Raw genomic sequence first — 23,317 nt, 5'->3', positions numbered from 1 at the left:
CGAGACCGGGGCCGTCGAGGAGCCCGGGGCCCGGCCGGTCCTCGGTGACGCTCACCAGTTGGCCACGGCGAGCCCGTACATCGCCAGCCACACCAGACCGATGAGGGCGAGCGGACGGTCGCGCAGGACCACGTCCTCCGGCTCGCCCGCCGTGCCCCGGTCGGCGAAGACCGCGTAGCGCAGGACGGCCAGGATGAAGGCGACCATGGAGAGCTGACGCCACGGCAGCAGCCCGGTGCTCGGCACGCCGCCCTCCTCCAGGGCCCACAGGCAGTAGCCGAGGACGGACACCCCGGCGGCGAGCTGCCAGACGAACCGCAGATAGCCGGTCGTGTACTCGGTGAGCAGCGCGCGCGTGGCACCCGCCGTGCCCGCCATCTGCACGGCTTCGGAGTAGCGCTTCGCCGAGACCATGAACAGCGCCCCGAAGCCGGTGGTGATGAGGAACCAGCGCGAGAGCGGGATGCCGAGGGCCAGGCCGCCGATCATGGCCCGCATCAGGAACCCGGTCGTGACGACGACGAGGTCGACGACGAGCACGTGCTTGAGGCTCACGCAGTACGCGAGCTGCATGCCGATGTACGCGGTCAGCAGCGCGCAGACGGCCGCCGAGCAGAACCAGGCGGCGGCCGCGGGCGCGAGGACCGCGAGGGTGCCGCCGACCGCGTACGCGACCGGGCGCGGGACCTGGCCCGCGGCGACCGGGCGGTGGCGCTTCACGGGATGGGCGCGGTCGGCGACGGCGTCCCGGGCGTCGTTGATGAGATAGACGGCGGCGGCGCAGGCCGTGAACAGCACGAAGACCAGGACGAGTTGAGCGGCCGCGTGCGGCGAGAAGAGCCGGCCGGCGGCGGCCGGGGCGGCCACGACGAGCACGTTCTTCACCCACTGGCGGGGACGCGCGGTCCTGACGAGGCCCCGCAGCAGCCCGCTCAGGGACCGCGGCGGCGGGGCGAGGGCCGGGGCGCGCTCCAGCAGCGCCGTGCGCTCACCCATGGCGGGCCCCGATCCAGCCGGCGCCCAGTCCGGCCGCCGCGGCGCCGAGGGCCGCGCCCGCGGCGACGTCCGTGGGGTAGTGGACGCCGACGACGAGGCGCGAGAGGCACATCGCGGCGGCGAGCGGCGGGACGGCGTACGCGCCAAGCGTTCCGTAGGCCACCGCCGCGGCGGTGGCGGAGGCCGCGTGGGAGCTGGGGAAGGAGTGCCGTCCGGCCGTGCGCACCCGGGGCGTCACGTGCGTGGGACGCGGGCGGCGCACGATCCGTTTCACGCCCATGCTCGCGAGGTGCGCTCCGGCGGTGAGCGCCGTCGCGCGCAGCCACGCGCCGCGCCGCGCGCGGTCGGCGGCCGCCCCGGCGAGCCCTGCGGCAAGCCACAGGGCGCCGTGCTCCCCGCTCCAGGACAGGGTGCGCGCGACGGCCGCGACGCGGGGATTCCCGCCGTACGCGTGGAGCACGGACAGCAGTCGGCGGTCCATGTCGCCAGGTGGACGGTCCACGCCGTCAAGCCGCCGATCCATCTCGTCACGGTCGTCAAGGTCGTCCATGTGAGGCCACTCTTCTAGGGAGCGGTCGTAGAACTACGGCAATCTAGGACGACATCCCATTAATCACCCATTTCGGTGAGGAGCCGGAAGCTCCGGGTAGATTGCCCCGTTGTGCACCCCCGGCGGCGCTACGGTCACGGTCATGCCCGCCGACTCCGTCTCCGTCTCGGGTTGGGGCCGCACCGCCCCGACCACCGCCCGCCTGGTCCGTCCGCGCACCTACGGGGAGGCGGCGGCCGCCGTCCGTGAATGCGGGGCGCGGGGAGGGATCGCCCGGGGGCTCGGACGGGCCTACGGCGACGCCGCGCAGAACGCGGGCGGGGCGGTGCTCGACATGACGGGCCTGGACCGGATCCACGCCATCGACGCGGGCGGCGGCACGGTCCTGTGCGACGCCGGGGTGTCCCTGCACCGGCTCATGGAGGTCCTGCTCCCCCTCGGCTGGTTCGTGCCGGTGACACCGGGGACCCGTTATGTGACCGTGGGCGGCGCGATCGGCGCGGACATCCACGGCAAGAACCACCACGTGTCCGGCTCCTTCGCCCGTCACGTCCTGTCCTTCGAACTGCTGACGGCGGACGGCGAGATCAGGACGGTAGGGCCCGGCACCCCCCTGTTCGACGCGACGGCGGGCGGCATGGGGCTGACCGGGGTGATCCTGACGGCCACCGTGCGCCTCCAGCCGGTGGAGAGCGGCCTGATGTCCGTCGACACCGAACGCGCGGCGGACCTGGACGACCTGATGGCCCGCCTAACCGCCACCGACCACCGGTACCGCTACTCGGTGGCCTGGATCGACCTCCTCGCGCGCGGGGCCGGGACCGGGCGCTCGGTGCTGACCCGCGGCGACCACGCGCCGCTGGACGCGCTGCCCCCGCGGGCCCGCAGACACCCGCTGGCGTTCCGCCCCTCGCGCCTGCCGGCCGCCCCCGCGTTCGTGCCGGAAGGGCTCCTCGGGCGGACGACGGTGGGCCTGTTCAACGAACTCTGGTACCGCAAGGCGCCCCGCGCGCGGACCGGCGAACTCCAGCCGATCCCGGCCTTCTTCCACCCCCTCGACGGGGTGCCGCACTGGAACCGCGTCTACGGGCGCGGCGGCTTCGTGCAGTACCAGTTCGTCGTCGGACACGGCCGGGAGGAGACCCTGCGCCGGATCGTGCGGCGCATCTCCCGGCGCCGCTGCCCGTCCTTCCTCGCCGTCCTGAAGCGCTTCGGCGAGGGTGACCCGGGCTGGCTGTCCTTCCCCGTGCCCGGCTGGACCCTGGCCCTGGACATCCCCGCGGGCCTGCCGGGCCTCGGCGCCTTCCTCGACGAGCTGGACGAGGAGGTGGCGGAGGCCGGGGGGCGCGTGTACCTCGCCAAGGACGCGCGGCTGCGGCCCGAGCTGCTCGCGGCCATGTATCCGCGGCTCGACGCGTTCCGCTCGCTGCGCCGGGAGCTGGACCCACGCGGGGTCTTCACCTCGGACCTGTCCCGCCGCCTCGGCCTGTAGCGCCCGACCTCCCCGTCTCTAGGAGCTAGCTGTCATGAAGGACGCCTTCGGATTCCCCCAGTCCCTGCTGGTGCTCGGCGGCACGTCCGAGATCGCGCTGGCCACCGCGCGCCGGATGATCACCCGGCGCACCCGCACGGTGTGGCTCGCCGGACGGGCGACGCCCGCGCTGGAGGAGGCGGCCGGGCGGCTGCGCGGACTCGGCGCGGACGTCCGCACCCTCGCCTTCGACGCCCTCGATCCCGAGTCCCACGAGGCGGTGCTCGGCAAGGTGTTCGCCGAGGGCGACATCGACATGGTGCTGATGGCGTTCGGGGTGCTCGGCGACCAGGCCCTGGACGAGAAGGAGCCGGTCGCGGCCGTCCGCGTCGCGCAGACGAACTACACGGGCGCGGTGTCCTCGGGTCTGGTGTGCGCGCGGGCGCTGCAGACGCAGGGGCACGGTTCGCTGGTGGTGCTGTCCTCCGTCGCGGGCGAACGCGCCCGCCGCTCGAACTTCATCTACGGCTCCAGCAAGGCGGGGCTCGACGCCTTCGCGCAGGGCCTGGGGGACGCGCTGCACGGCACCGGCGCGCACGTGATGGTGGTCCGCCCCGGATTCGTCCGTACGCGGATGACGGCCCATCTGCCCGAGGTCCCGCTGTCGACCACTCCGGAGGCGGTGGCCGCGGCGATCGAGCTGGGGCTGCGGCGCCGCTCCGAGACGGTGTGGGTGCCGGGGGCGCTCCGGATGGTCATGTCGGCACTGCGGCACACCCCGCGGGCGGTGTTCAGGCGGCTGCCGGTCTAGGACGTGTCCGACCCGCCCGTGGAGCGGGTCAGAGCGCGGGGAGCGTGGTGTCCCGCTCGGGCGAGGTGGCCTGCGGGGGCACCACGGAGCTGCCGAAGGCGAACTCGCGGAGCTTGCGCCACACGCCGTCGGCGCCCTGCTCGTAGAGCGCGAACCCGGTGCAGGGCCACGCGGCCTCGTAGTCGGAGAGCGCCTCGAAGGCGTGGTCCATGGCGGCCTCGTCGATGCCGTGCGCCACGGTGACATGCGGGTGGTACGGGAACTGCAGCTCCCGGGCGACGGGGCCCGAGGCGTCCCTGACCCGGCCCTGGAGCCAGGTGCAGGCCTCGGCACCCTCGGCGACGCGGACGAACACGACCGGTGACAGGGGGCGGAAGGTGCCCGTGCCGGACAGCCGCATCGGGAACGGGCGGCCGGCGGCCGCGACCTCGACGAGGTGCGTCTCGATCGCGGGCAGCGCGGACTCCTCGACCTCGGTCGGCGGCAGCAGGGTGACGTGCGTGGGAATGCAGCAAGCCGCGGGGTCGCCGAAGCCCGCGCGCCGCTCCTGGAGCAGGCTGCCGTGAGGCTCCGGGACCGCGATCGACACGCCGATCGTTACGGTCCCCACGTCGTCTCCTGTCGTTGTCGATGGTCAGGGCTGTTCGGTGGTACTGCGCGCGGGAGGGGGCGATCGCTCCGCCCCGCCCCGCTCTCGACTGTACGGCGGTATGACCCGCAATCGGCCGTCGCAGGAGTGTCGCGCTCGTCTCGTACTGACTGCCGAAGGTGGTGTGGTAGAGGCCGGGCCGCCGCGGGGACGGGGCACGGCCCCCTCACGGCGGCAGCCCGGGCCGTCAGTGCTTGGCGGGCAGGAACCCGACCCGCTCGTACGCCTGGGACAGCGTCTCCGCGGCGACGGCGCGCGCCTTCTCGGCACCCTTGGCCAGGATCGAGTCGAGCGTCTCGGGGTCGTCCAGATACTGCTGGGTGCGCTCCCGGAACGGCGTCACGAAGTCGACCATGACCTCGGCGAGGTCCGTCTTCAGCGCGCCGTACATCTTGCCCTCGTACTCCTGCTCCAGCGCGGCGATCGACGTGCCGGTGAGGGTGGAGTAGATGGTGAGGAGGTTGCTGACGCCCGGCTTGTCCACCGCGTCGTAGCGGATGACGGTGTCCGTGTCCGTGACGGCGCTCTTGACCTTCTTGGCGGTCACCTTCGGGTCGTCGAGCAGATTGATGAGCCCCTTCGGCGTCGACGCCGACTTGCTCATCTTGATCGACGGGTCCTGGAGATCGAAGATCTTCGCCGTCTCCTTGAGGATGTACGGCTTCGGGATCCGGAACGTGTCGCCGAAGCGGCCGTTGAAGCGCTCCGCGAGGTCGCGGGTCAGCTCGATGTGCTGGCGCTGGTCCTCGCCGACCGGGACCTCGTGGGCCTGGTACAGCAGGATGTCCGCCACCTGGAGGACCGGGTACGTGAACAGGCCGACGCTCGCGCGGTCGGCGCCCTGCTTGGCGGACTTGTCCTTGAACTGGGTCATCCGGGAGGCCTCGCCGAAGCCGGTGAGGCAGTTCATGACCCAGGCGAGCTGCGCGTGCTCGGGGACGTGGCTCTGGACGAAGAGCGTGCAGCGCTCGGGGTCGAGACCGGCGGCCAGGAGCTGCGCCGCGGCGAGCCGGGTGTTGGCGCGCAGGTCCGCGGGGTCCTGCGGAATCGTGATCGCGTGCAGGTCGACGACCATGTAGAACGCGTCGTGGGACTCCTGGAGCGCCACCCACTGGCGGACGGCGCCCAGGTAGTTGCCGAGGTGGAACGAGCCTGCCGTGGGCTGGATTCCGGAGAGCACGCGAGGACTGTCAGAGGCCATGTTCACCATTCTCTCAGGTACCGGGGCCCGCTCCGGAACTGGCCGGAAAGAGTCGGGGGCACGGGTCGTCCGGTGGCGCGGTTCCGGGATGCGCGCGCTCCGGCCCTCCGGCCCGTCGGCACAGACGGTGACCGTTTCGCTCACCTGAGCGGGATTCGAACACGCGCTGTCATGCAAGTGCAACGGTGAGGTGACGTTCCGCCTGGAGGGGGTGCTTTCGGCGTCACGGGCGCTTAACAATGCCGGTCCGCCCATGTAGCCGGTTTCGGCAGGGCGGAGCGCCGCTCGGACGTCGCCGTCGTGGGGAACCCCCGGCGGGTCCGTGGGCGCACCCGGAAATCGGCACAACGGTGTGCGGGCCGGCTCAGCGCCGGCCGGTTGGGGGTTCCATGCGCGGGCTGCGTGAAGTGGTCACGGTGGTGGGGGCGTTGGGGGCGACCGCCGCGGTGGTCGTGTCGGCGGCACCGGCCGCCCTGGCCGGCCCCCCGGCGAACACGCCGATGGTCGCGTCGGCGGTCCGGCAGAGCGCGGAGTACGCCACGCAGGGCACCGTGGGCGACAGCCCGGACATCGTCCTGACCGTCGCCGGTGACACGGGACGGACGACCACCCTGCACAGCGGCGATCCGGATTTCGGACGGCTGTGGCGGCTGCTGTCCCCCCGGTACGAGGGGCCGAAGAAGACGCCCGCCGAGTGGGCGGACGGCCGCCTTCCCGTTCCTGAGGTCACAGTGATCTGGGGCGTCACGGGTGCCGGAGGTGACGTCGCCATCGAGCGCCAGGACCAGGTGTTCCTCACCGCGGACGGCGAGCCGTGGGTGCGGTCGGATCTGGCTCCCGACCTGGTGGGCGGCGACTTCCGCTGGCACCGGGCGCCGCTGTCGGTGCTCGGCCAGCTCACGCAGGAGGGAAGACTGTTCGGCTCCGGGTCCGGGGCCGTCGCGTCCAGCGCGCGGGTGGAGCCGGACCCGGCCGCCTGGGCGCTGCCCGGACTCGTGGCAGGCCTGGCCATCGGCGCCGGCGCCACGTGGTTCGTCCGCCGTGCGAAGGTCCGGCAGGTGAGCGCCGGGAGCGCCGCGGACACCGCGAACGCCGAGCCGCTGCCGGAACCGCGCCAGGAGCTGGTCAAGGTCTGAGCCGTGTCGCCCGCGTACCGGGGCCGGAGGTTCCGGCCCCGGTACGGCGCGGTGCGTCAGCCGAGGTCGATCTCCGGGTAGAGCGGGAAGCCGGTGAGCAGGTCGCTCGCCCGGTGGGCGATCTCGTTGGAGATCTTCGCGTCCAGCACGTGCTGGGCCTTGGAGGGCGCGCCCTTGGCGGTGGTGCCCGCCTCGGCGGCGGTCAGGACCCGGTCGATCAGACCGGCGATCTCGTCCATCTCGGTGGCGCCGAGCCCACGGGTGGTCAGGGCGGGGGTGCCGATGCGGATACCGGAGGTGTACCAGGCGCCGTTCGGGTCGGCGGGGATGGCGTTGCGGTTGGTGACGATGCCCGAGTCGAGCAGCGCGGACTCCGCCTGGCGGCCCGTCAGGCCGTAGGAGGAGGCGACGTCGATGAGGTTCAGGTGGTTGTCGGTGCCGCCGGTGACCAGGGTGGCGCCGCGGCGCATCAGGCCCTCGGCCAGGGCGCGGGAGTTGTCGACGACGGCCTGGGCGTAGTCGCGGAACTCGGGGCGGCGGGCCTCGGCGAGCGCGACGGCCTTGGCGGCCATGACGTGGGGCAGCGGACCGCCGAGCACCATCGGGCAGCCGCGGTCGACCTGCTCGGCGAGGGTCTCGTCGCACAGGACCATGCCGCCGCGCGGGCCGCGGAGCGACTTGTGCGTGGTGGTGGTGACGATCTGGGCGTGCGGGACCGGGTCGAAGTCGCCGGTGAGGACCTTGCCCGCGACGAGGCCGGCGAAGTGCGCCATGTCGACCATGAGCGTGGCGCCGACCTCGTCGGCGATCTCCCGCATGATCCGGAAGTTCACCAGGCGGGGGTAGGCGGAGTAGCCGGCGACGATGATGAGCGGCTTGAACTCGCGGGCGGAGACGCGCAGGGCCTCGTAGTCGATGAGGCCGGTGGCGGGGTCGGTGCCGTACGAGCGCTGGTCGAACATCTTGCCGCTGATGTTGGGCCTGAAGCCGTGCGTGAGGTGGCCGCCGGCGTCCAGGGACATGCCGAGCATGCGCTGATTGCCGAAGGCCTGGCGCAGTTCGGCCCAGTCGGCCTCGGAGAGGTCGTTGACGTTGCGGACGCCGGCCTTGGCGAGCGCCGGGGCCTCCACGCGGGCGGCGAGGACGGCCCAGAAGGCGACGAGGTTCGCGTCGATGCCGGAGTGCGGCTGGGCGTAGGCGTGCTCGGCGCCGAACAGTTCGCGCGCGTGCTCGGCGGCGAGGGCCTCGACGGTGTCGACGTTGCGGCAGCCGGCGTAGAAGCGGCGGCCGACGGTGCCCTCGGCGTACTTGTCGCTGAACCAGTTGCCCATGGCCAGCAGCGTGGCCGGGGAGGCGTAGTTCTCGGACGCGATCAGCTTCAGCATGTCGCGCTGGTCGGCGACCTCCTGGCAGATGGCGTCGGCGACGCGGGGCTCCACGGCCCGGATCACGTCGAGGGCGCTGCGGAAGGCGGTGGACTCGGTGGAAAGGGGCTCTGGCATGACGGCCTCCGGACGTTGCTTTCAGCGTTCACGGGTCGGCCCAGGCGCACGGCACTCGGTTGCCGCGACTCCTCGCCCGGAGATTCCGGGCCCCTCGGGACGGCCTGCCGCTCCGTCCGGAGGTCCGGGATCGCCCCGGGAAAGCCTCAGCGCGGGTGCCGCTCCCCGATGGTCGGTCCCATCCCAGCGCGCCAGTCACGGCCCCGTCCGTCAGCCTACCGGGCGCGCCGGATCACCGGGGTCCCTCGTCCACCATGCGAGCGACGATAGGAAAGAGGCCACAAGCCCGCCCTCGCGCGAACGGAGATCCCGTGACCACCATGGATGCCAGGGAGACGACGGAGGCGTTCATCGCCTCGGCCGACGCGCACAGCGCGCACAACTACCACCCGCTGCCGGTCGTCGTGGCGACGGCGGACGGGGCCTGGATGACGGACGTCGAGGGGCGCCGCTTCCTCGACATGCTGGCCGGATACTCGGCGCTGAACTTCGGCCACGGCAACCGGCGGCTGATCGAGGCGGCCAAGGCGCAACTGGACCGGGTGACGCTGACGTCGCGGGCCTTCCACCACGACCGGTTCGCGGACTTCTGCCGGGAACTGGCCGCGCTGTGCGGCATGGAGATGGTGCTGCCGATGAACACCGGTGCGGAGGCGGTGGAGACGGCGGTGAAGACGGCCCGGAAGTGGGGGTACCGGGTCAAGGGCGTCCCGGCCGAGATGGCGAAGATCGTGGTCGCGGGCAACAACTTCCACGGGCGTACGACGACGGTCATCAGCTTCTCCACGGACCCGGAGGCGCGCGCGGACTTCGGCCCGTACACACCGGGCTTCGAGATCGTGCCGTACGGGGACCTGACGGCCCTGCGGGCGGCGGTCACGGAGAACACGGTGGCGGTGCTGCTGGAGCCGATCCAGGGCGAGGCGGGGGTGCTGGTGCCGCCGGCCGGATATCTGCCGGCCGTGCGGGAGCTGACCCGGGAGCGGAACGTGCTGTTCGTCGCGGACGAGATCCAGTCGGGCCTCGGGCGGACCGGCCGTACGTTCGCGTGCGAGCACGAGGGCGTGGTGCCGGACATGTATGTCCTCGGGAAGGCGCTCGGCGGCGGGGTGGTGCCGGTGTCGGCGGTGGTGTCGAGCGCGGAGGTGCTGGGGGTGTTCCGGCCCGGGGAGCACGGGTCGACCTTCGGCGGCAATCCGCTGGCGTGCGCCGTCGCGCTGGAGGTGATCGCGATGCTGCGGTCGGGCGAGTACCAGGAGCGGGCGGCCCGGCTCGGCGAGCGACTGCACCGTGAACTGGGCCTGCTGAAGGACTCCGGTCAGGTCACGGCGGTGCGCGGGCGCGGTCTGTGGGCGGGCGTCGACATCGCCCCCGCGTACGGCACGGGCCGGGAGATCTCCGAGAAGCTGATGGAGCGGGGTGTCCTCGTCAAGGACACCCACGGGGTCACCGTCCGGATCGCCCCGCCGCTGGTCATCACGGAGGAGGACCTGGACTGGGGCCTGGCCCAGCTCAGGGCCGTGCTCGGCGCGTAGGGCCCGGGCCCGGGAGGACCGATGGGGCCCCGGACCCGGACGCCCGTGCGCGGCCTAGAGGATCACGTGCGGCAGGAAGCGGGCGTACTCGTCGGTGATCAGGCCGGAGGACTCCCGGATGCCGAGGCCCGCCGACTCGTCCTCGACGACCCAGGCGCCGAGGACGACACGGTTGCCGTCGAAGGACGGGAGCGGCGCCAGTTCCTGGTAGCAGCAGGCCTCTTCGCGTACGACGGGAGCGGCGCCGGGCTCGTGGACCGTCACCCCGGCGCCCTCGCGGCCGAGCAGGGGCTTGGCGACGTAGCCGTTCGTGCGGGCGAGCTCGCGGGGGCCGTCGAGGTAGGCGGGGAGCAGGTTCGGGTGGTCCGGGTAGAGCTCCCAGAGGACGGCGAGGAGCGCCTTGTTGGACAGGAGCATCTTCCAGGCGGGCTCGATCCACAGGGTCGTGCCGGTGCCGCCGCCGTTGTCGAGGGTGTCCAGGACGTGGCCGGCGAACGCGTCGGTGGTCAGCCACTCCCAGGGGTAGAGCTTGAAGCAGCTCCGGATGAACGCGAGCCGGTTGTCGACGAAGCGGCCGGACAGGGGGTCCCAGCCGATCTCCTCCATGGAGATCCAGTCCGTGGCGAGTCCCGCCTGCTCGGCGGTCTCCTTCAGGTAGGCGACCGTCATCAGGTCCTCGCCGAGTTCGTCCTCGGCGGAGTGCGCGAAGTAGAGCGGGCCGCCCGGCGGCAGGAGGGCGCCCTGCTTCTTCCAGGCCGCGACGAGGCGTTCGTGGAGGGAGTTCCACTGGTCGGCGCCGGGGAAGCGGTCCTCCATCCAGAACCACTGCGGGCTCGCGGCCTCCACCAGCGAGGTCGGCGTGTCGGCGTTGTACTCCAGGAGCTTCGCCGGGCCCGTTCCGTCGTAGCGCAGGTCGAAGCGGCCGTAGACCGAGGGGAGTTCGCCGCGCCGGTGCCAGGCCTCGGCGACGGCCGCCACGACGCGGGGGTCGTCGATGCCGAGGTCGGCGAACCGTCCGTGCTCGACGATGTGCCCGGCCGCCGTCAGGCACATGGCGTGCAGTTCCTCGACGACCTCCTCCAGCGCCTCCACCTCGGGCAGCGAGAAGACGTAGTGGGCGCTCTCGTCCCAGTAGGGGCGCAGGGAGTCGTCGGGGTGACGGGTGAGCGGGTAGATCAGCCCCTGCCGCTCGACGGTCTGCTGCCAGCCGGGGCGGGGGGTGATGGTGCGGCGTTCCATGGGGTGCGTGCGTTCTCCGGCTCGGCGGGTGGGTCGGGTCCCGGAGGTCTCGCTCCGGCGGGCGGGCGCGGATCAGCCGCCGGAGCCGCCCTTGCCGCCGCCGAAACCGCCGCGGTGGACGCCGCTGCCGCCCGAACCCCCGGAACCGCCGCCGCTGGGCTTGACGAAGGAGCCGCCCTCGACCCGACCGCTCTTCTTGCTGCCGCCGTAGTACCAGCCGGTGTGGTACGAACCCGAGGACGACTTGCAGTACTTGTCCGCGACGACCTCGTAGCCCTTGGCCGCGTTGTAGCTGTCGCGGTCGACGCAGCGCTTGTCGGGGTCCGAGGAGCAGGCGGTGAGGGTCGCCGCCAGAAGTCCCATGCCGCCGAGGACGACCGTGCCCGAGCGCAGTTGACGCCGTACGTCTGCCATGTTCGTTCCCCCGTTTGTTCTCTGTGGTTCGTCTTTTGATCGAAGAGGACAGATTAGAGATCCCACGCCCGGCGAGTCCACGACGGCCCCCGGGTAACGCGCCGTCCCCTACAGTCGCTTCGTGCTCTTTGGAATGATCTGCGCCCTCGGCGCCTCGGTCTGCTTCGGTACGGCGACGGTTCTGCAGGCCATGGCCGCGCGGGCCGCGGGCGAGGGCGGGACGGGCGGCGGAGCCGGCGGCGCGGCCGTCCTGCTGCTGCGGGCGCTGCGCCAGTGGCGCTACCTGGCGGGACTGGGCCTCGACGGGGTCGGGTTCGTGCTCCAGATCCTCGCCCTGCGCTCGCTTCCGATCTACGCGGTCGGCGCGGCCCTCGCGGCGAGCCTGGCCGTCACCGCCGTGGTCGCCTCACGGCTGCTCCATGTGCGGCTGAGCCGGGTCGAGTGGGCCGCGGTGGCGGTGGTGTGCGGCGGACTCGCGATGCTCGGGCTGGCCTCCGGACCGGAGGGGGACCGGACCGGGTCCCTGGCACTGAAGTACGCGATGCTCGGGACGTCCGTGGCCGTCCTGGTGCTGGCGCTCGTCGGCGGACGGCTGCCCGACCGGGGGCGGGCGCTCGCGCTGGGCCTCGGGTCGGGATTCGGGTTCGGGGTGGTCGAGGTGGCGGTGCGGCTGATCGCCGACCTCGATCCGGGGACCCTGCTGGCCAATCCGGCGACGTACGCGCTGCTGATCGGTGGCGGCGCCGCGTTCCTGCTGCTCACCACGGCCCTGGAACGGGGCTCGGTGACCACGGCCACCGCCGGTCTGGTCATCGGCGAGACCATCGGGCCCGCGCTGGTCGGGGTGGTGTGGCTGGGCGACCGCACCCGCGAGGGGCTGACCTGGCTGGCGGTGCTCGGCTTCGCGGTGGCGGTGGCGGGCGCTCTGGCGCTGGCGCGGTTCGGTGAAGCACCGGCCACGGACCCGTCCACGCCGACACCGACGCCAACGCCTCACTGAACCTCGCCGGCGCCGCGGTGAACCGAGCGGGAGCCGCGGTGAACCGCGCGGGGGCCGCAGCGAACCGCCCGGAAGCCGCAGCGAACCGCGCAGGAACCGCGATGAACCTCGCGGAAGCCGCCGTGAACCGCCCGGAAGCCGCGGTGAACCGCGCGGGCTCCCGTGCCCGCCGGTGAACCCGTCCGGGCACGCGGCCCCTTCAGGGAAGCGCCCGGCACAGTGCCTCCAGCGCGCCCGACCAGGCGTGGTCCGGCGGGGTGCCGTACCCCACGACCAGCGCGTCCTGGTGCGGGACGAGCGCGTCCGGATGGCGGTGGCGGGAGAGGCCGTGCACGGCCAGGCCCTGGAAGGCGGCGGCCTGGACCACGGACCCCTCGGTGCCGGGCGGGAGCCGGAGCACGGCGTGCAGCCCGGCCGCGATGCCGGTGGCGCGCACGTCGGGAGCCCGGGTGGCGAGCGCCGCGACGAGGGCGTCCCGGCGGCGCCGGTAGCGCAGCCGGGCCGAGCGGACGTGCCGGTCGTAGGCCCCGGAGGTGATGAACTCCGCCAGGGTGAGCTGGTCGAGCGCCCCGGTGGACCAGCCGCCCTCCCCCTTCAGGGAGACGACCTCGTCCACGAGCGAGGGCGGCAGTACGAGCCAGCCGAGGCGCAGCGCGGGCGCCAGGGACTTGCTGGCGGTGCCCAGATGGACCACGTGCTCGGGGTCGAGTCCCTGGAGCGCGCCGACGGGCTGCCGGTCGTAGCGGAACTCGCCGTCGTAGTCGTCGTCCAGGACCAGCCCTCCGGTGCGGCGCGCCCAGGCGACGACGGCGGCCCGGCGCTCCGGGTGCAGCGGCACGCCCATCGGGAACTGGTGGGCGGGGGTGAGGAGTACGGCTCGCACCCCCGTCATGTCGCGGGTGTCGGTGCCGAGTTCGTCGAACGGCAGCGCGGTCGTGCGCAGACCCGACCGGTGCAGGAGATTCCAGTGCACGTCCAGCCCGTACGACTCCACGGCGACCGAGCGGAGCCCCCGCCGGCGCAGGATCACGCCGAGCAGCGTGAGGCCGTCCGAGAAGCCGGAGCAGATCACGATGCGCTCCGGGTCGGCGCGCACCCCCCGGGCGCGGGAGAGATAGCCCGCGAGGGCGGCGCGCAGTTCGGGGCGGCCGCGCGGATCGCCGTAGCCGAAGGCCTCGTGCGGGGCGCGGGCCAGGGCGCGGCGGGCCGCCTTGAGCCAGGCGGCACGCGGGAAGGACGCGAGGTCGGGGCGGCCGGGGACGAGGTCGTAGGCGGGGCGGGCCTGTTCGCGGCGGCGCGGCGTCGCCTGCGGCCCGGGTCGTACGACGCTCCGCTCGGCGACGTGCGTGCCGGAGCCCTGGCGTGCGGTGAGCCAGCCCTCGGCGACGAGGTCGGCGTAGGACTCGGCGACCGTGTTGCGGGCGATGCCGAGGTCGGCGGCGAGGGAGCGGGAGGACGGGAGCCGGGTCCCGGGGGCCAGCCGGCCGCCGCGGACGGCCTCGCGCAGCGCCTCCGTGAGCCCCTTGCGGATGCCGGACCCGGTCGGCTCGACATGGAGGTCGACGCCCAGATTGGCCCATGTTTTCCCCATGGGAATGGACCATACTCCTGGGCTACTCCCCTCGTAGGGTCGATCGCATGACGACGCAGGACACGACCACGCAGCCCCTCACGACCCCCGCCGGCTCCCCCTCCCCGGCGTCCGCCCCGCCCGCCGACGGCACCGCGCGGTACGCGCCCGAGCACACACCCCGGCTGCACTGGGCCGAGCTCGCCCCCGACGTCTACAAGGCGATGGTCCGGCTCGACGCGGCGGCCCGGCGCGGGGTGGACCCCACGCTCCTCGAACTGGTGAAGATCCGCGCCTCGCAGCTCAACCACTGCGCGTTCTGCCTGGACATGCACACCAAGGACGCGCTCGCGGCGGGCGAGAGCGTCGAGCGGATCGTGCAGCTCGCCGCGTGGGAGGAGTCGCGGCACTTCTACACGGAGAAGGAGATCGCGGCGATCGAACTGACCGAGGCCGTCACGGTGATCACCGACGGGTTCGTGCCGGACGAGGTGTACGAGCGCGCGGCCCGGCACTTCGAGGACGCCGACCTGGTCCAGCTCATCGCCTCGATCACGATGATCAACGCCTGGAACCGGTTCGCCGTGACCTGCCGCATGGTGCCCGGCCACTACCGGCCGGGCGGGCACAAGTGACGATCGGGGCGGCCACGGGCGGGGAGCACGCGGCGCCCGGCGGGGCCGAGCGGTTCCGGGCACTGCACCACGGGCGGATGCCGGGCGATCCGCTGGTGCTGCCCGGGCCCTGGGACGCGGCGAGCGCCAGGGTGTTCGCCGACGAGGGGTTCCCGGCGCTCGCCACGCCCAGCGCCGGGGTGGCCGCTTCGCTGGGGTACGCGGACGGGGAGACACCGGCCGCGGAGATGTTCGCCGCCGTCGCCCGGATCGCCCGCGCGGTCGAGGTGCCGGTGTCGGCCGACGTCGAGGGCGGCTACGGGCTGGCGCCACGGGAGCTGGTGGAGCGGCTGCTGGAGGCGGGGGCGGTGGGCTGCAACCTCGAGGACTCCGAGGGCGGGGTCCTCAAGGACGCGGCCCGGCACGCCGACTGGCTGGCCGAGGTGTGCGGCGCGGCGGCCGGCCGGCTCTTCGTGAACGCCCGGGTCGACGTCTTCGCGTACGGCGACGGCGACCCCGGACAGGCCGTCGAGCGGGCCGCGCTCTACGTCGCGGCGGGAGCGGACTGCGTGTATCCGATCGGCGCCCCGACGCCGGTGCTGCCGCTGCTGCGGTCCGGGATCCAGGGGCCGCTGAACGTGTTCGCCCGGCTCGACGGGGCGTCCCCCGCCGAACTGGGTGAACTGGGCGCCACACGCGTCACGTTCGGCCCCGGGCTGCAACGCCGGGCGACGGAGACGCTGGCCGCCATCGCGGCGAAGCTGCGCCAGGCGGTGGCGTAGGGGGCGGTCCGGGTCAGGCCCCGAACGGCTCGCCGAGCCGCCGATCACGCGGACGGTGTCCCGGGGCCCGGTCCCGGGCCACCTCCGACGACAGGGGACCGGCGACGCCGGGGCCCCGATCGGTCGCGCAGGACCTCGCCCGCGCGGCCGGGCGAGGCCTCGCCCGGCCGCGCGGGGGCTCACTCAGCCGGCTGACCGGGTCACGACGCCAGCCACGCCCTCCAGGTCGACCGATGGCGGTCCACCCACTTCTTCGCCGCCTCCTGGGGCGTCAGCTTGTCGTCGGCGATCATCAGGGAGACCTCGTTCTGGTCCGCGGTGGTCCACTTGAACTTCTTCAGGAAGGCGGCGGCCTTCCCGCCGGTCTTCGCGAACTCGGTGTTCAGGTACTTCTTCAGCGGGGTGTGCGGGTAGGCGCAGGCGACCTTCGCCGCGTCGGCGTCACAGCCCTCCTTGTAGGCGGGCAGCTTCACCTCGGTCAGCGGGACCTTCTCGAACAGCCACTGCGGGGAGTACCAGTACGTGAGGAACGGCTTCCGCTCCTTCGCGAACTGCTTCATCTGCGTGATCTGCGCGGCCTCCGAACCGGCGAACACGACCTGGTAGTTCAGCTTCAGGTTGGTCACCAGCGCCTTGTCGTTGGTGACGTACGACGGGGAGCCGTCCAGGAGCTGCCCCTTGCCGCCGCTCTCGGGCGTGCGCAGCAGGCCGGCGTACTTGTCGAGGTTCCTCCAGTCCGTGACGTCCGGGTGCTGTTTCGCGAAGTACGTCGGGACGTACCAGCCGATGTGCCCGGTCACGCCCAGGTCCCCGCCGGGCTTGATCGTCTTCTTGTCCTGGACGTACCGCTTCTCCTGGTCGGGGTGGCCCCAGTCCTCCAGGATCGCGTCGACGCGGCCCTGGCTGAGCGCGTCCCAGGCGGGCACCTCGTCGACCTGGACGGTGTCGACGCGGTAGCCCAGCTCGTGTTCGAGGAGGTACTGCGCCACGGCCACGTTGGACTGGGCGCCGACCCACGACTGCACGGACAGGGTCACCGAGTTCGCGCCCCGGGCGCCCGCGAAGGGCGAGGTCTGCTTGGTCATGTCGGCGGCGCCGCAGCCGGTGAGCAGCAGCAGGGCAGAGGCCCCGGCCACCGCGGATGTCGTACGAACACGCATGTCAGGCTCCCTTCTTCGCGCGGCGCCCGGTCGGCTGGGTCACCCGGTCGAGCATCAGTCCGAGGCAGACGATCGCCGCGCCCGCGACCAGGCCGGTGGCCAGGTCGCCCTGGGCGAGGCCGAACACGACGTCGTAGCCGAGCGCGCCGCCGCCGACCAGACCGCCGATGATGACCACGGCGAGGACCAGGACGACCCCCTGGTTGACGGCGAGCAGCAGCGCGGGCCGCGCCAGCGGAAGCTGGACCTGGCGCAGTTGCTGCCCGGCGGTGGCGCCGAGGGAGCGGGCCGACTCCAGCGCGGCCGGGTCGACGCCACGCAGCCCCTGGGTGGTGATGCGGACGACGGCGGGCAGCGCGTAGACGACCGCGGCGGCGACGGCGGGGGCGCGGCCCACGCCGAACAACGCGACGACGGGGATGAGGTAGACGAACTGCGGCATGGTCTGGAAGACGTCCAGGACCGGCCGGAGCAGGCGCTCGAACCGTTCGCTGCGGGCGGCAGCGATGCCGGTGGCGAAGCCGATCACGAGGGTGACGGCGACCGCCGCGAGCACCTGGGAGAGCGTGTCCAGGGCCGGCTTCCACTCGCCGAGCACGCCGATCGCGGCCATCGCGAGGACGGCGGTCAGCGCGGTGCGCCAGGTGCCGATCAGCCAGGCCAGGGCGGCGACGGTCAGCAGCACGGCCCACCAGGGCAGCCACTGGAGTCCGTCCCGGAGCGGGTCGAGGACCCAGGTGGTGAAGTGGCCCGCCCAGTCGGCGGTGCCGCCGATGTACGGGACGCCGGAGTAGAGGTGGCCGGTCATCCAGTCGACGGCGCTGTTCACCGGCTCGGCGAGGTTCACGGACCACGCGCCGGGCCATTCCGCGCGGCCCGTGAGACGGCCGGCGAGCGCGACGACGAGGACGGCGACGACGCCGAGCGCCACGTACAGCCGAGGGCTGTTCGACCGGGGCGCGCCGAGCCGCTCGCCCGCCGCGGCCGTGACCCGGTCGAGGACGACCGCGAGGAGCACGATCGGGATGCCGGCGGCGAGTGCGGCGCCCACGTCCACCGAAGCGAGGGCCTGGTAGACGCGGTCACCGAGACCGCCGCCACCGATCACGGAGGCGATGACGGCCATGGACAGCGCCATCATGATCGTCTGGTTGAGGCCAAGGAGGAGTTCCTTGCGGGCCAGCGGAAGGCGGGCGGTGAACAGGCGCTGGCGGGCCGTGGCGCCGAGCGAGGCGACGGCCTCCATGACGCCCTCGTCCGCGTCGCGCAGCCCGAGCGCGGTGAGGCGGGCCATGGGCGGGGCGGCGTAGACGACGGTGGCGAGGACGGCCGCGGGGACACCGATCCCGAAGACCAGCACGACGGGCAGCAGATACGCGAACGCCGGAAGCACCTGCATGGTGTCGAGGACGGGGCGCAGGGCGCGGTGGGTGCGGTCGGAGAGCCCGGCGGCGAGGCCGAGCAGCAGGCCCAGGACGACGGAGGCGAACACGGCGACCGCCATGACCGCCAGCGTCTGCATGGTGGGCACCCACATGCCGAGCAGTCCGCAGACGAGGAGGGCCACGCCGGTGCCGACGGCCTGCCGCACTCCGGCCGCCCGCCAGGCCACCAGGGCGGCCAGCGCGGTCACTCCGGCCCAGCCGGCCGCGAGGAGCAGCAGATAGACGGCGCGTACGGACAGGACGACGGCGTTGCTGACGTAGCCGAAGAAGTACAGGAACAGCGGGTGGCTGTCCCGGTTGTCGATGATCCAGTCGCCTACCCTGCCGAGCGGTCCGGTCAGGTCGACGGTCAGGGCGTGCGGCCAACTGCCGCCGGACCAGCGGGCGACGGCGAGCGGCACGAGCACCGCCGCGAGGGCGGCGAGCAGCACCAGTTTGCCGACGGCGGGGTGCCGCAGCCGGGCGGGCAGGACGGTACGGGGAGCGGACGCGGTGACTGCGGCCATCACACCGCCTCCTTCCGCGGGCCCGCACCGGCACGTGGGTCCGATCCGGCGCTCCGGTCCGATCCCGTGCCCAGGTCCGTTCCGGCGACGACGGCGAGCAGCCGCTCGTGGTCGACGACGCCGAGGCAGCGGCCGTCGTGGACGACACAGGCGGCGCGGCCGGTGCGGGCGACGGCCTTGATCGCGTCGGCGACCACGGTGTTCGGGGCGAGCGCGCCGGGGTGGTCCGGGCCGCCGCAGTCCCCGGCCCGCATGGCCGTGCGGACCGTCATGACCTGCTCGCGGGGCACGTCCCGGACGAACTCGCGGACGTAGGCGTCGGCCGGGGAGCCGACGATCTCCTCGGGGGTGCCGAGCTGGACGATCCGCCCGTCGCGCATCAGGGCGATGCGGTCGCCGAGGCGCAGGGCCTCGGTCAGGTCGTGGGTGATGAAGACCATCGTGCGGCCCTCCTCGCGGTGCAGCCGGACGACCTCCTCCTGCATGTCGCGCCGGATCATCGGATCGAGCGCGCTGAACGGCTCGTCGAAGAGCAGGACCTCGGGGTCGACGGCGAGCGCGCGGGCCAGCCCGACACGCTGCTGCTGACCGCCGGACAGCTCGCCCGGCCTGCGCTGCTCCAGACCTTCCAGACCGACCTTGGCGACGACCTCGGCGGCCTTCGCCCGGCGTTCCTCGCGCGGGACGCCCTGGATCTCCAGGCCGTAGGCGACGTTGTCGAGGACCGTGCGGTGCGGCAGCAGGCCGAAGTGCTGGAAGACCATGGCGGCGCGGTGGCGGCGCAGTTCGCGCAGCCGGCCCTTGTCCATGGCGAGGACGTCCTCGCCGTCGATCGCGAGGCTGCCCGAGGTGGGTTCGATCAGCCGGGTGAGACAGCGCACCAGGGTGGACTTGCCCGAGCCGGACAGGCCCATGACGACGAAGACCTCGCCCTTGCGCACGTCGAAGCCGACGTCCCGGACGGCGGCGGTGCAGCCGGTGGCGGCGGCCAGCTCGGCGGCGTCGAGGGAGGCGAGCTCGGGGTCACCGGGGACGCGGTCGGCCTTCGGCCCGAAGACCTTCCACAGGCCGCGTACGGAGAAGACGGGCTCGGCGGCGGCCGTGGCGCCGTCGGCGCGGGCGGTCGTGTCGCTCTCGACGCGGGTGGTCGTGTCGCTCTCGGCGCGGGTGGTCGTGGCGGCGGGGGCGGTCGGGCCGCCCCCGGCGCTCTCGGCCTGGACGGCCGCGTCGCTCTCGACGCGGGCCGGGGCGGCGCTCTCGGCGCTCGTCGGTATGGCGCTCTCGGCGCCGGTCGGGGTGTTCATCGCGCGTCATCTCCGATCAGGTCGGCGGCCTTCTCGCCCACCATGAGCACTCCGACCATCGGGTTCACGGCGGGCATGGCCGGGAACACGGAGGCGTCGGCGATGCGGATGCCGTCGAGGCCGCGGACGCGCAGGTCGGGGTCCACCACGGCGAGTTCGTCCAGGAGGCCGCCCATCCGGCAGGTGCCCGCCGGGTGGTACACGGTGTGCGCGACCTGGCGCGCGTACGCGCTCAGCTCCTCGTCACCCGTGACATCGGGTCCCGGGCACACCTCGCGCTTGAGCCAGCCGGCGAGCGGTTCGGCCGCGGCGATCTCACGCGCGATCCGGATGCCGTCGACGAGGGTGCGGCCGTCGTAGTCGTCCTCGTCCGTGAAGTACCGGAAGTCGAGGGCCGGTTTGACCGTCGGGTCGGCGCTGGTGAGGTAAAGGCGGCCGCGGCTGCGGGGCTTGGGGATGTTGGGGGTCATCGAGACGCCGTGCGCGGGCCGTTCGTAGCCGATGCGCTCCGGGTTGTCCGTGAAGGGGATCTGGTAGAAGTGGAACATCAGGTCGGGGCCCGGCTGTTCGGGGTCGCGGCGCACGAACAGGCCCGCGTCGGAGTCCATCGCCGAGTTCTCCGGGATCGGTCCGTTCGTCTCCCAGACGATCACCGACTCGGGGTGGTCGAGCAGGTTCTCGCCGACGCCCGGCAGATCGTGCACGACGGGGATGTCGAGCTCCTCCAGGTCACCGGCGGGCCCGATGCCCGAGTGCAGCAGCAGCCGCGGCGAGTCGACGGCACCCGCGCACAGCAGGACCTCGTGGCGCGCGCGGACGAGCACCTCCTCGTCGTCCTTGGTCCGCACGTGCACGCCCGTGACGCGCTTCCCCTCCAGCTCCAGCTTGTACGCCCACGTCTCCAGCAGGAGCGTCAGGTTGGGCCGCTCGTCCATCACCGGGTGCAGGTAGGCCACCGAGGCACTCGACCGCTTGTTGTCCTCGGGGTGGTACGCGAGGTCGAAGAAGCCGACGCCCTCGGTGAACGGCTGCCGGTTGAAGCCCTCGACCAGCGGCACGTCGAGCGCGGAGCGGGCGGCGTCCACGAAGTCGCGCGCGATGGCGTTCCGGTCCTTCGCGTCGACCGGGACGATGTTGTTCAGGAGCCGCGCCCAGTACGCCTCCATCGGCACCGCGCCCCAGCCCTTGGCGCCGGCCGCCTCCCACTCGTCCCAGTCGGACGGCAGCGGCTTGAACGCGATCAGCGTGTTGTGCGACGAACATCCGCCGAGCACGCGGGCGCGGCTGTGCCGGATGTGCGAGTTGCCCCGTGGCTGTTCGGTGGTCGGGTAGTCGTAGTCGAGTTCCCCGCCGAGCAGGCCCATCCAGCGGCGCAGGGTGAGGACGTCGTCGCGTCCCACGTCGCTGGGGCCGCCCTCGATGACGGCGACGCTGACATCCGGGTTCTCGGTGAGGCGGGACGCGATCACGGAGCCCGCCGTGCCGCCGCCGATGACGACGTAGTCGTACGTGTTCTCGTGCTGGGACATGAAGGGGTGCTCCAAGGTGCTGTGAAAGGTGAGGGGTTACGGCGCCGGAGCCCGGCGCGCGAAGCGAAGGACCGGGCAACCGGCCGATGACCGCCGACCGGTGGCCGCCGGTTGCCGACGGCTGACCACCGAGGGCTGCCTGCCGACCAGGGCCTGCTGACGGCCGACCACTTGCCTGCTACCTGATGCCTGATGCCCGCTGCCGGGTCAGCCGGCGAACCACCGGACGGGCGCCGGCGCGAGGTTCTGGTAGACGTGCTTGGTCTCGCGGTACTCGGCGAGCCCGGCGGGACCGAGCTCGCGCCCGACGCCGCTGCGTCCGAAGCCGCCCCACTCCGCCTGCGGGAGGTAGGGGTGGAAGTCGTTGATCCAGACGGTGCCGTGGCGCAGCCGCCCCGCGACACGGCGGGCGCGGCCGGCGTCGGCGGTCCAGACGGCGCCCGCGAGGCCGTACTCGGTGTCGTTGGCGAGCGCGACGGCCTCGTCCTCGGTGGTGAACGTCTCCACGGTCAGGACGGGACCGAAGACCTCCTCGCGGACGACCCGCATCCCGCGGTGGCACTGGTCGAGCACGGTCGGCTCGTAGAAGTAGCCGGTGGCGGGCCGGACTCCCGACGGCTCGGGCCGCTTGCCGCCGGCCCGCAGCACCGCGCCCTCGGCCAGCGCGGAGGCGACGTACGCCTCGGTCTTCTCGCGCTGCTGCCCGGAGACGAGAGGGCCGCACTCGACGCCGTCCTCGGTGCCGCGCCCGAGCCGGATCGCACCTGCCCTGCGGGCGAGTTCGGCGACGAAGCGCTCCCGCAGCGACTCCTCGACGATGAGCCGGGAGCCGGCCGAGCACACCTGACCGCTGTGGATGAAGGCGGCGTTGAGGGCCTGGTCGACAGCGGTGTCGAAGCCCTCCTCGGTGGCGCAGGCGTCGGCGAAGACGACGTTGGGGTTCTTGCCGCCGAGTTCGAGCGCGACCTTCTTGACCGTGTCGGCGGCGGCGCGCGCCACCTTCGTACCACTGACCAGACCGCCGGTGAACGAGACGAGGTCGACGTCGGGGTGCTCGGCGAGGCGGGCGCCGACGGTGTGTCCGGGGCCGGTGACGAGTCCCGCGACACCGTCGGGGAGGCCCGCCTCGGCCAGCAGCCGGAGCAGGGCGACCGTCGTCAGCGGGGTGATCTCGCTCGGCTTGACCACGAAGGTGTCACCGGCGGCGAGAGCCGGAGCGATCTTCCAACTGGCCTGCAGCAGCGGATAGTTCCAGGGCGTGATGAGCGCGCACACGCCGACCGGCTCATGCACGACGACACTGTGGACGTCGGCCGACCCGGCGTCCACCACCCGCCCGCCGCCCTCCCCCACCACGAGGTCGGCGAAGTAGCGGAAGGCGTCGGCGACACAGTCGATGTCGACGCGCCCTTCCTCCAGCGTCTTGCCCGCGTCCCGGCTTTCGAGCAGGCCGAGTTCCTCGCGGTCGCGGACGAGGAGGTCGGCGACGCGGCGCAGCAGGGCCGCGCGCTCGGCGACCGGGGTGTGCGGCCAGGGTCCCTCGTCGAAGGCGCGGCGGGCCGCGGCGACCGCGAGGTCCGCGTCCTTCTCGTCACCTTCCGCGACCACGGCGAACGGCACGGCATCGGCGGGGTCGAGGATCTCGCGCGTCGCGCCGGAGAGCGCCGGGCGCCACTCGCCGCCCACGTGGATGGTCTGTTCTGCCTGCTGTCCTGCCATGGTCGGTGTTGCCTTCCGTTCCTGTTCGATCCCCCTGTGTCACGCGGGTGTCGCCCCCGTGAGCTGTGAGCACCTGCCCCTCGCCCCCGACCACATGCGCGATCCGGCACCGGAAGTGCGCCGCGTCACGGAAAAACCCACCGAAAGACGGACAAACCATCCGGCGAACACCGATGGACACCCG

The 23,317-nt window shown here is 73.1% G+C and carries 20 protein-coding genes; 7 read left to right on the top strand and 13 right to left on the bottom strand.

Features of this window, described 5'->3' with window-relative positions; translation table 11 throughout:
- Positions 1–51: 51 nt before the first annotated feature.
- Both ACZ4TO_RS20880 and ACZ4TO_RS20875 read right to left on the bottom strand, forming a co-directional pair.
- Complete coding sequence (locus ACZ4TO_RS20880) at positions 52–996, bottom strand: decaprenyl-phosphate phosphoribosyltransferase (RefSeq protein ID WP_385047483.1); 945 nt, start codon at positions 994–996, stop codon at positions 52–54.
- Complete coding sequence (locus ACZ4TO_RS20875; protein WP_382793515.1) at positions 989–1,519, bottom strand: phosphatase PAP2 family protein; 531 nt, start codon at positions 1,517–1,519, stop codon at positions 989–991. The genes ACZ4TO_RS20880 and ACZ4TO_RS20875 overlap by 8 nt, the downstream gene beginning before the upstream one ends.
- 169 nt (positions 1,520–1,688) lie before the next feature.
- Here ACZ4TO_RS20875 and ACZ4TO_RS20870 point away from each other — a divergent pair, with 169 nt between their 5' ends.
- Together ACZ4TO_RS20870 and ACZ4TO_RS20865 are read left to right on the top strand one after the other, a co-directional pair.
- Entirely contained in the window at positions 1,689–3,038 is a 1,350-nt protein-coding gene (locus ACZ4TO_RS20870) for an FAD-binding protein (protein ID WP_468024947.1), read from the top strand.
- A 34-nt stretch (positions 3,039–3,072) separates the two neighbouring features.
- Positions 3,073–3,828 (top strand): decaprenylphospho-beta-D-erythro-pentofuranosid-2-ulose 2-reductase, encoded by a 756-nt coding sequence (locus ACZ4TO_RS20865; protein ID WP_468024946.1) that lies wholly within the window; start codon positions 3,073–3,075, stop codon positions 3,826–3,828.
- A gap of 28 nt (positions 3,829–3,856) precedes the next feature.
- Here the strand turns inward: ACZ4TO_RS20865 and ACZ4TO_RS20860 are convergent, their stop codons facing one another.
- Positions 3,857–4,438 (bottom strand): 2'-5' RNA ligase family protein, encoded by a 582-nt coding sequence (locus tag ACZ4TO_RS20860; RefSeq protein WP_382793227.1) that lies wholly within the window; start codon positions 4,436–4,438, stop codon positions 3,857–3,859.
- Positions 4,439–4,664: 226 nt separating this feature from the next.
- Positions 4,665–5,678: a tryptophan--tRNA ligase gene (gene trpS, locus ACZ4TO_RS20855; RefSeq protein ID WP_382793225.1), complete on the bottom strand. Its 1,014-nt coding sequence runs from the start codon at positions 5,676–5,678 to the stop codon at positions 4,665–4,667.
- 389 nt (positions 5,679–6,067) lie between these two features.
- On the opposite strand from trpS, the gene ACZ4TO_RS20850 reads away from it, so the two are divergent.
- Entirely contained in the window at positions 6,068–6,814 is a 747-nt protein-coding gene (locus tag ACZ4TO_RS20850; RefSeq protein ID WP_468024945.1) for a hypothetical protein, read from the top strand.
- Positions 6,815–6,870: 56 nt separating this feature from the next.
- Here the strand turns inward: ACZ4TO_RS20850 and ACZ4TO_RS20845 are convergent, their stop codons facing one another.
- Entirely contained in the window at positions 6,871–8,316 is a 1,446-nt protein-coding gene (locus ACZ4TO_RS20845; RefSeq protein WP_468024944.1) for a glycine hydroxymethyltransferase, read from the bottom strand.
- Between the two features lie 320 nt (positions 8,317–8,636).
- Here ACZ4TO_RS20845 and rocD point away from each other — a divergent pair, with 320 nt between their 5' ends.
- Entirely contained in the window at positions 8,637–9,851 is a 1,215-nt protein-coding gene (rocD, locus tag ACZ4TO_RS20840; protein WP_382793512.1) for an ornithine--oxo-acid transaminase, read from the top strand.
- A 54-nt stretch (positions 9,852–9,905) separates the two neighbouring features.
- Here the strand turns inward: rocD and ACZ4TO_RS20835 are convergent, their stop codons facing one another.
- Positions 9,906–11,090 (bottom strand): glutathionylspermidine synthase family protein, encoded by a 1,185-nt coding sequence (locus ACZ4TO_RS20835; protein ID WP_382793216.1) that lies wholly within the window; start codon positions 11,088–11,090, stop codon positions 9,906–9,908.
- Positions 11,091–11,162: 72 nt separating this feature from the next.
- Positions 11,163–11,504 carry a hypothetical protein gene (locus ACZ4TO_RS20830; RefSeq protein ID WP_382793214.1) on the bottom strand — a complete coding sequence of 114 codons (342 nt, stop codon included), beginning with the start codon at positions 11,502–11,504 and terminating at the stop codon, positions 11,163–11,165.
- Between the two features lie 133 nt (positions 11,505–11,637).
- Between ACZ4TO_RS20830 and ACZ4TO_RS20825 the strand changes: the two genes are divergently transcribed.
- A complete protein-coding gene (locus ACZ4TO_RS20825) occupies positions 11,638–12,504 on the top strand; it encodes a DMT family protein (RefSeq protein WP_468025054.1) in 867 nt (288 codons plus the stop codon).
- A 199-nt stretch (positions 12,505–12,703) separates the two neighbouring features.
- Here the strand turns inward: ACZ4TO_RS20825 and pdxR are convergent, their stop codons facing one another.
- On the bottom strand, positions 12,704–14,095 hold the full coding sequence (gene pdxR / locus ACZ4TO_RS20820) for a MocR-like pyridoxine biosynthesis transcription factor PdxR (protein WP_468024943.1): 1,392 nt from the start codon (positions 14,093–14,095) through the stop codon (positions 12,704–12,706).
- Between the two features lie 47 nt (positions 14,096–14,142).
- Between pdxR and ACZ4TO_RS20815 the strand changes: the two genes are divergently transcribed.
- Together ACZ4TO_RS20815 and ACZ4TO_RS20810 are read left to right on the top strand one after the other, a co-directional pair.
- Complete coding sequence (locus tag ACZ4TO_RS20815; protein ID WP_382793208.1) at positions 14,143–14,709, top strand: carboxymuconolactone decarboxylase family protein; 567 nt, start codon at positions 14,143–14,145, stop codon at positions 14,707–14,709.
- The gene (locus ACZ4TO_RS20810; RefSeq protein ID WP_468024942.1) at positions 14,706–15,470 is read left to right on the top strand and encodes an isocitrate lyase/PEP mutase family protein; all 765 of its coding nucleotides are present in this window, start codon (positions 14,706–14,708) and stop codon (positions 15,468–15,470) included. The genes ACZ4TO_RS20815 and ACZ4TO_RS20810 overlap by 4 nt, the downstream gene beginning before the upstream one ends.
- 200 nt (positions 15,471–15,670) lie before the next feature.
- Here the strand turns inward: ACZ4TO_RS20810 and ACZ4TO_RS20805 are convergent, their stop codons facing one another.
- The 5 genes from ACZ4TO_RS20805 to ACZ4TO_RS20785 all read right to left on the bottom strand — a co-directional run bounded on the left by ACZ4TO_RS20805 (position 15,671) and on the right by ACZ4TO_RS20785 (position 23,133).
- The gene (locus tag ACZ4TO_RS20805; RefSeq protein ID WP_468024941.1) at positions 15,671–16,630 is read right to left on the bottom strand and encodes an ABC transporter substrate-binding protein; all 960 of its coding nucleotides are present in this window, start codon (positions 16,628–16,630) and stop codon (positions 15,671–15,673) included.
- Between the two features lies 1 nt (position 16,631).
- The gene (locus ACZ4TO_RS20800) at positions 16,632–18,581 is read right to left on the bottom strand and encodes an ABC transporter permease (protein ID WP_468024940.1); all 1,950 of its coding nucleotides are present in this window, start codon (positions 18,579–18,581) and stop codon (positions 16,632–16,634) included.
- Positions 18,581–19,885 carry a quaternary amine ABC transporter ATP-binding protein gene (locus tag ACZ4TO_RS20795; protein WP_468024939.1) on the bottom strand — a complete coding sequence of 435 codons (1,305 nt, stop codon included), beginning with the start codon at positions 19,883–19,885 and terminating at the stop codon, positions 18,581–18,583. Before ACZ4TO_RS20795 ends, ACZ4TO_RS20800 begins: the two co-directional genes overlap by 1 nt.
- Complete coding sequence (locus ACZ4TO_RS20790; protein ID WP_468024938.1) at positions 19,882–21,414, bottom strand: GMC family oxidoreductase; 1,533 nt, start codon at positions 21,412–21,414, stop codon at positions 19,882–19,884. The genes ACZ4TO_RS20795 and ACZ4TO_RS20790 overlap by 4 nt, the downstream gene beginning before the upstream one ends.
- Positions 21,415–21,621: 207 nt before the next feature.
- The gene (locus ACZ4TO_RS20785) at positions 21,622–23,133 is read right to left on the bottom strand and encodes an aldehyde dehydrogenase family protein (RefSeq protein ID WP_468024937.1); all 1,512 of its coding nucleotides are present in this window, start codon (positions 23,131–23,133) and stop codon (positions 21,622–21,624) included.
- Positions 23,134–23,317 lie beyond the last annotated feature (184 nt).

The sequence above is a fragment of the Streptomyces sp. NPDC028298 genome, assembly GCF_055565895.1.
Note: the sequence above shows the minus strand (reverse complement) of the source record. Positions and strands in the feature narration are given on the sequence as shown.

Coding starts and splice junctions, on each gene's coding strand:
- rocD (WP_382793512.1), top strand. CDS start 8,637: ATGGATGCCAGGGAGACGACGGAGGCGTTCATCGCCTCGGCCGACGCG.
- ACZ4TO_RS20835 (WP_382793216.1), bottom strand. CDS start 11,090: ATGGAACGCCGCACCATCACCCCCCGCCCCGGCTGGCAGCAGACCGTC.
- ACZ4TO_RS20805 (WP_468024941.1), bottom strand. CDS start 16,630: ATGCGTGTTCGTACGACATCCGCGGTGGCCGGGGCCTCTGCCCTGCTG.
- trpS (WP_382793225.1), bottom strand. CDS start 5,678: ATGGCCTCTGACAGTCCTCGCGTGCTCTCCGGAATCCAGCCCACGGCA.
- ACZ4TO_RS20800 (WP_468024940.1), bottom strand. CDS start 18,581: ATGGCCGCAGTCACCGCGTCCGCTCCCCGTACCGTCCTGCCCGCCCGG.
- ACZ4TO_RS20815 (WP_382793208.1), top strand. CDS start 14,143: ATGACGACGCAGGACACGACCACGCAGCCCCTCACGACCCCCGCCGGC.
- ACZ4TO_RS20850 (WP_468024945.1), top strand. CDS start 6,068: ATGCGCGGGCTGCGTGAAGTGGTCACGGTGGTGGGGGCGTTGGGGGCG.
- ACZ4TO_RS20785 (WP_468024937.1), bottom strand. CDS start 23,133: ATGGCAGGACAGCAGGCAGAACAGACCATCCACGTGGGCGGCGAGTGG.
- ACZ4TO_RS20870 (WP_468024947.1), top strand. CDS start 1,689: ATGCCCGCCGACTCCGTCTCCGTCTCGGGTTGGGGCCGCACCGCCCCG.
- ACZ4TO_RS20825 (WP_468025054.1), top strand. CDS start 11,638: ATGATCTGCGCCCTCGGCGCCTCGGTCTGCTTCGGTACGGCGACGGTT.
- ACZ4TO_RS20830 (WP_382793214.1), bottom strand. CDS start 11,504: ATGGCAGACGTACGGCGTCAACTGCGCTCGGGCACGGTCGTCCTCGGC.
- ACZ4TO_RS20865 (WP_468024946.1), top strand. CDS start 3,073: ATGAAGGACGCCTTCGGATTCCCCCAGTCCCTGCTGGTGCTCGGCGGC.
- ACZ4TO_RS20880 (WP_385047483.1), bottom strand. CDS start 996: ATGGGTGAGCGCACGGCGCTGCTGGAGCGCGCCCCGGCCCTCGCCCCG.
- pdxR (WP_468024943.1), bottom strand. CDS start 14,095: ATGGGGAAAACATGGGCCAATCTGGGCGTCGACCTCCATGTCGAGCCG.
- ACZ4TO_RS20795 (WP_468024939.1), bottom strand. CDS start 19,885: ATGAACACCCCGACCGGCGCCGAGAGCGCCATACCGACGAGCGCCGAG.
- ACZ4TO_RS20875 (WP_382793515.1), bottom strand. CDS start 1,519: ATGGATCGGCGGCTTGACGGCGTGGACCGTCCACCTGGCGACATGGAC.
- ACZ4TO_RS20845 (WP_468024944.1), bottom strand. CDS start 8,316: ATGCCAGAGCCCCTTTCCACCGAGTCCACCGCCTTCCGCAGCGCCCTC.
- ACZ4TO_RS20790 (WP_468024938.1), bottom strand. CDS start 21,414: ATGTCCCAGCACGAGAACACGTACGACTACGTCGTCATCGGCGGCGGC.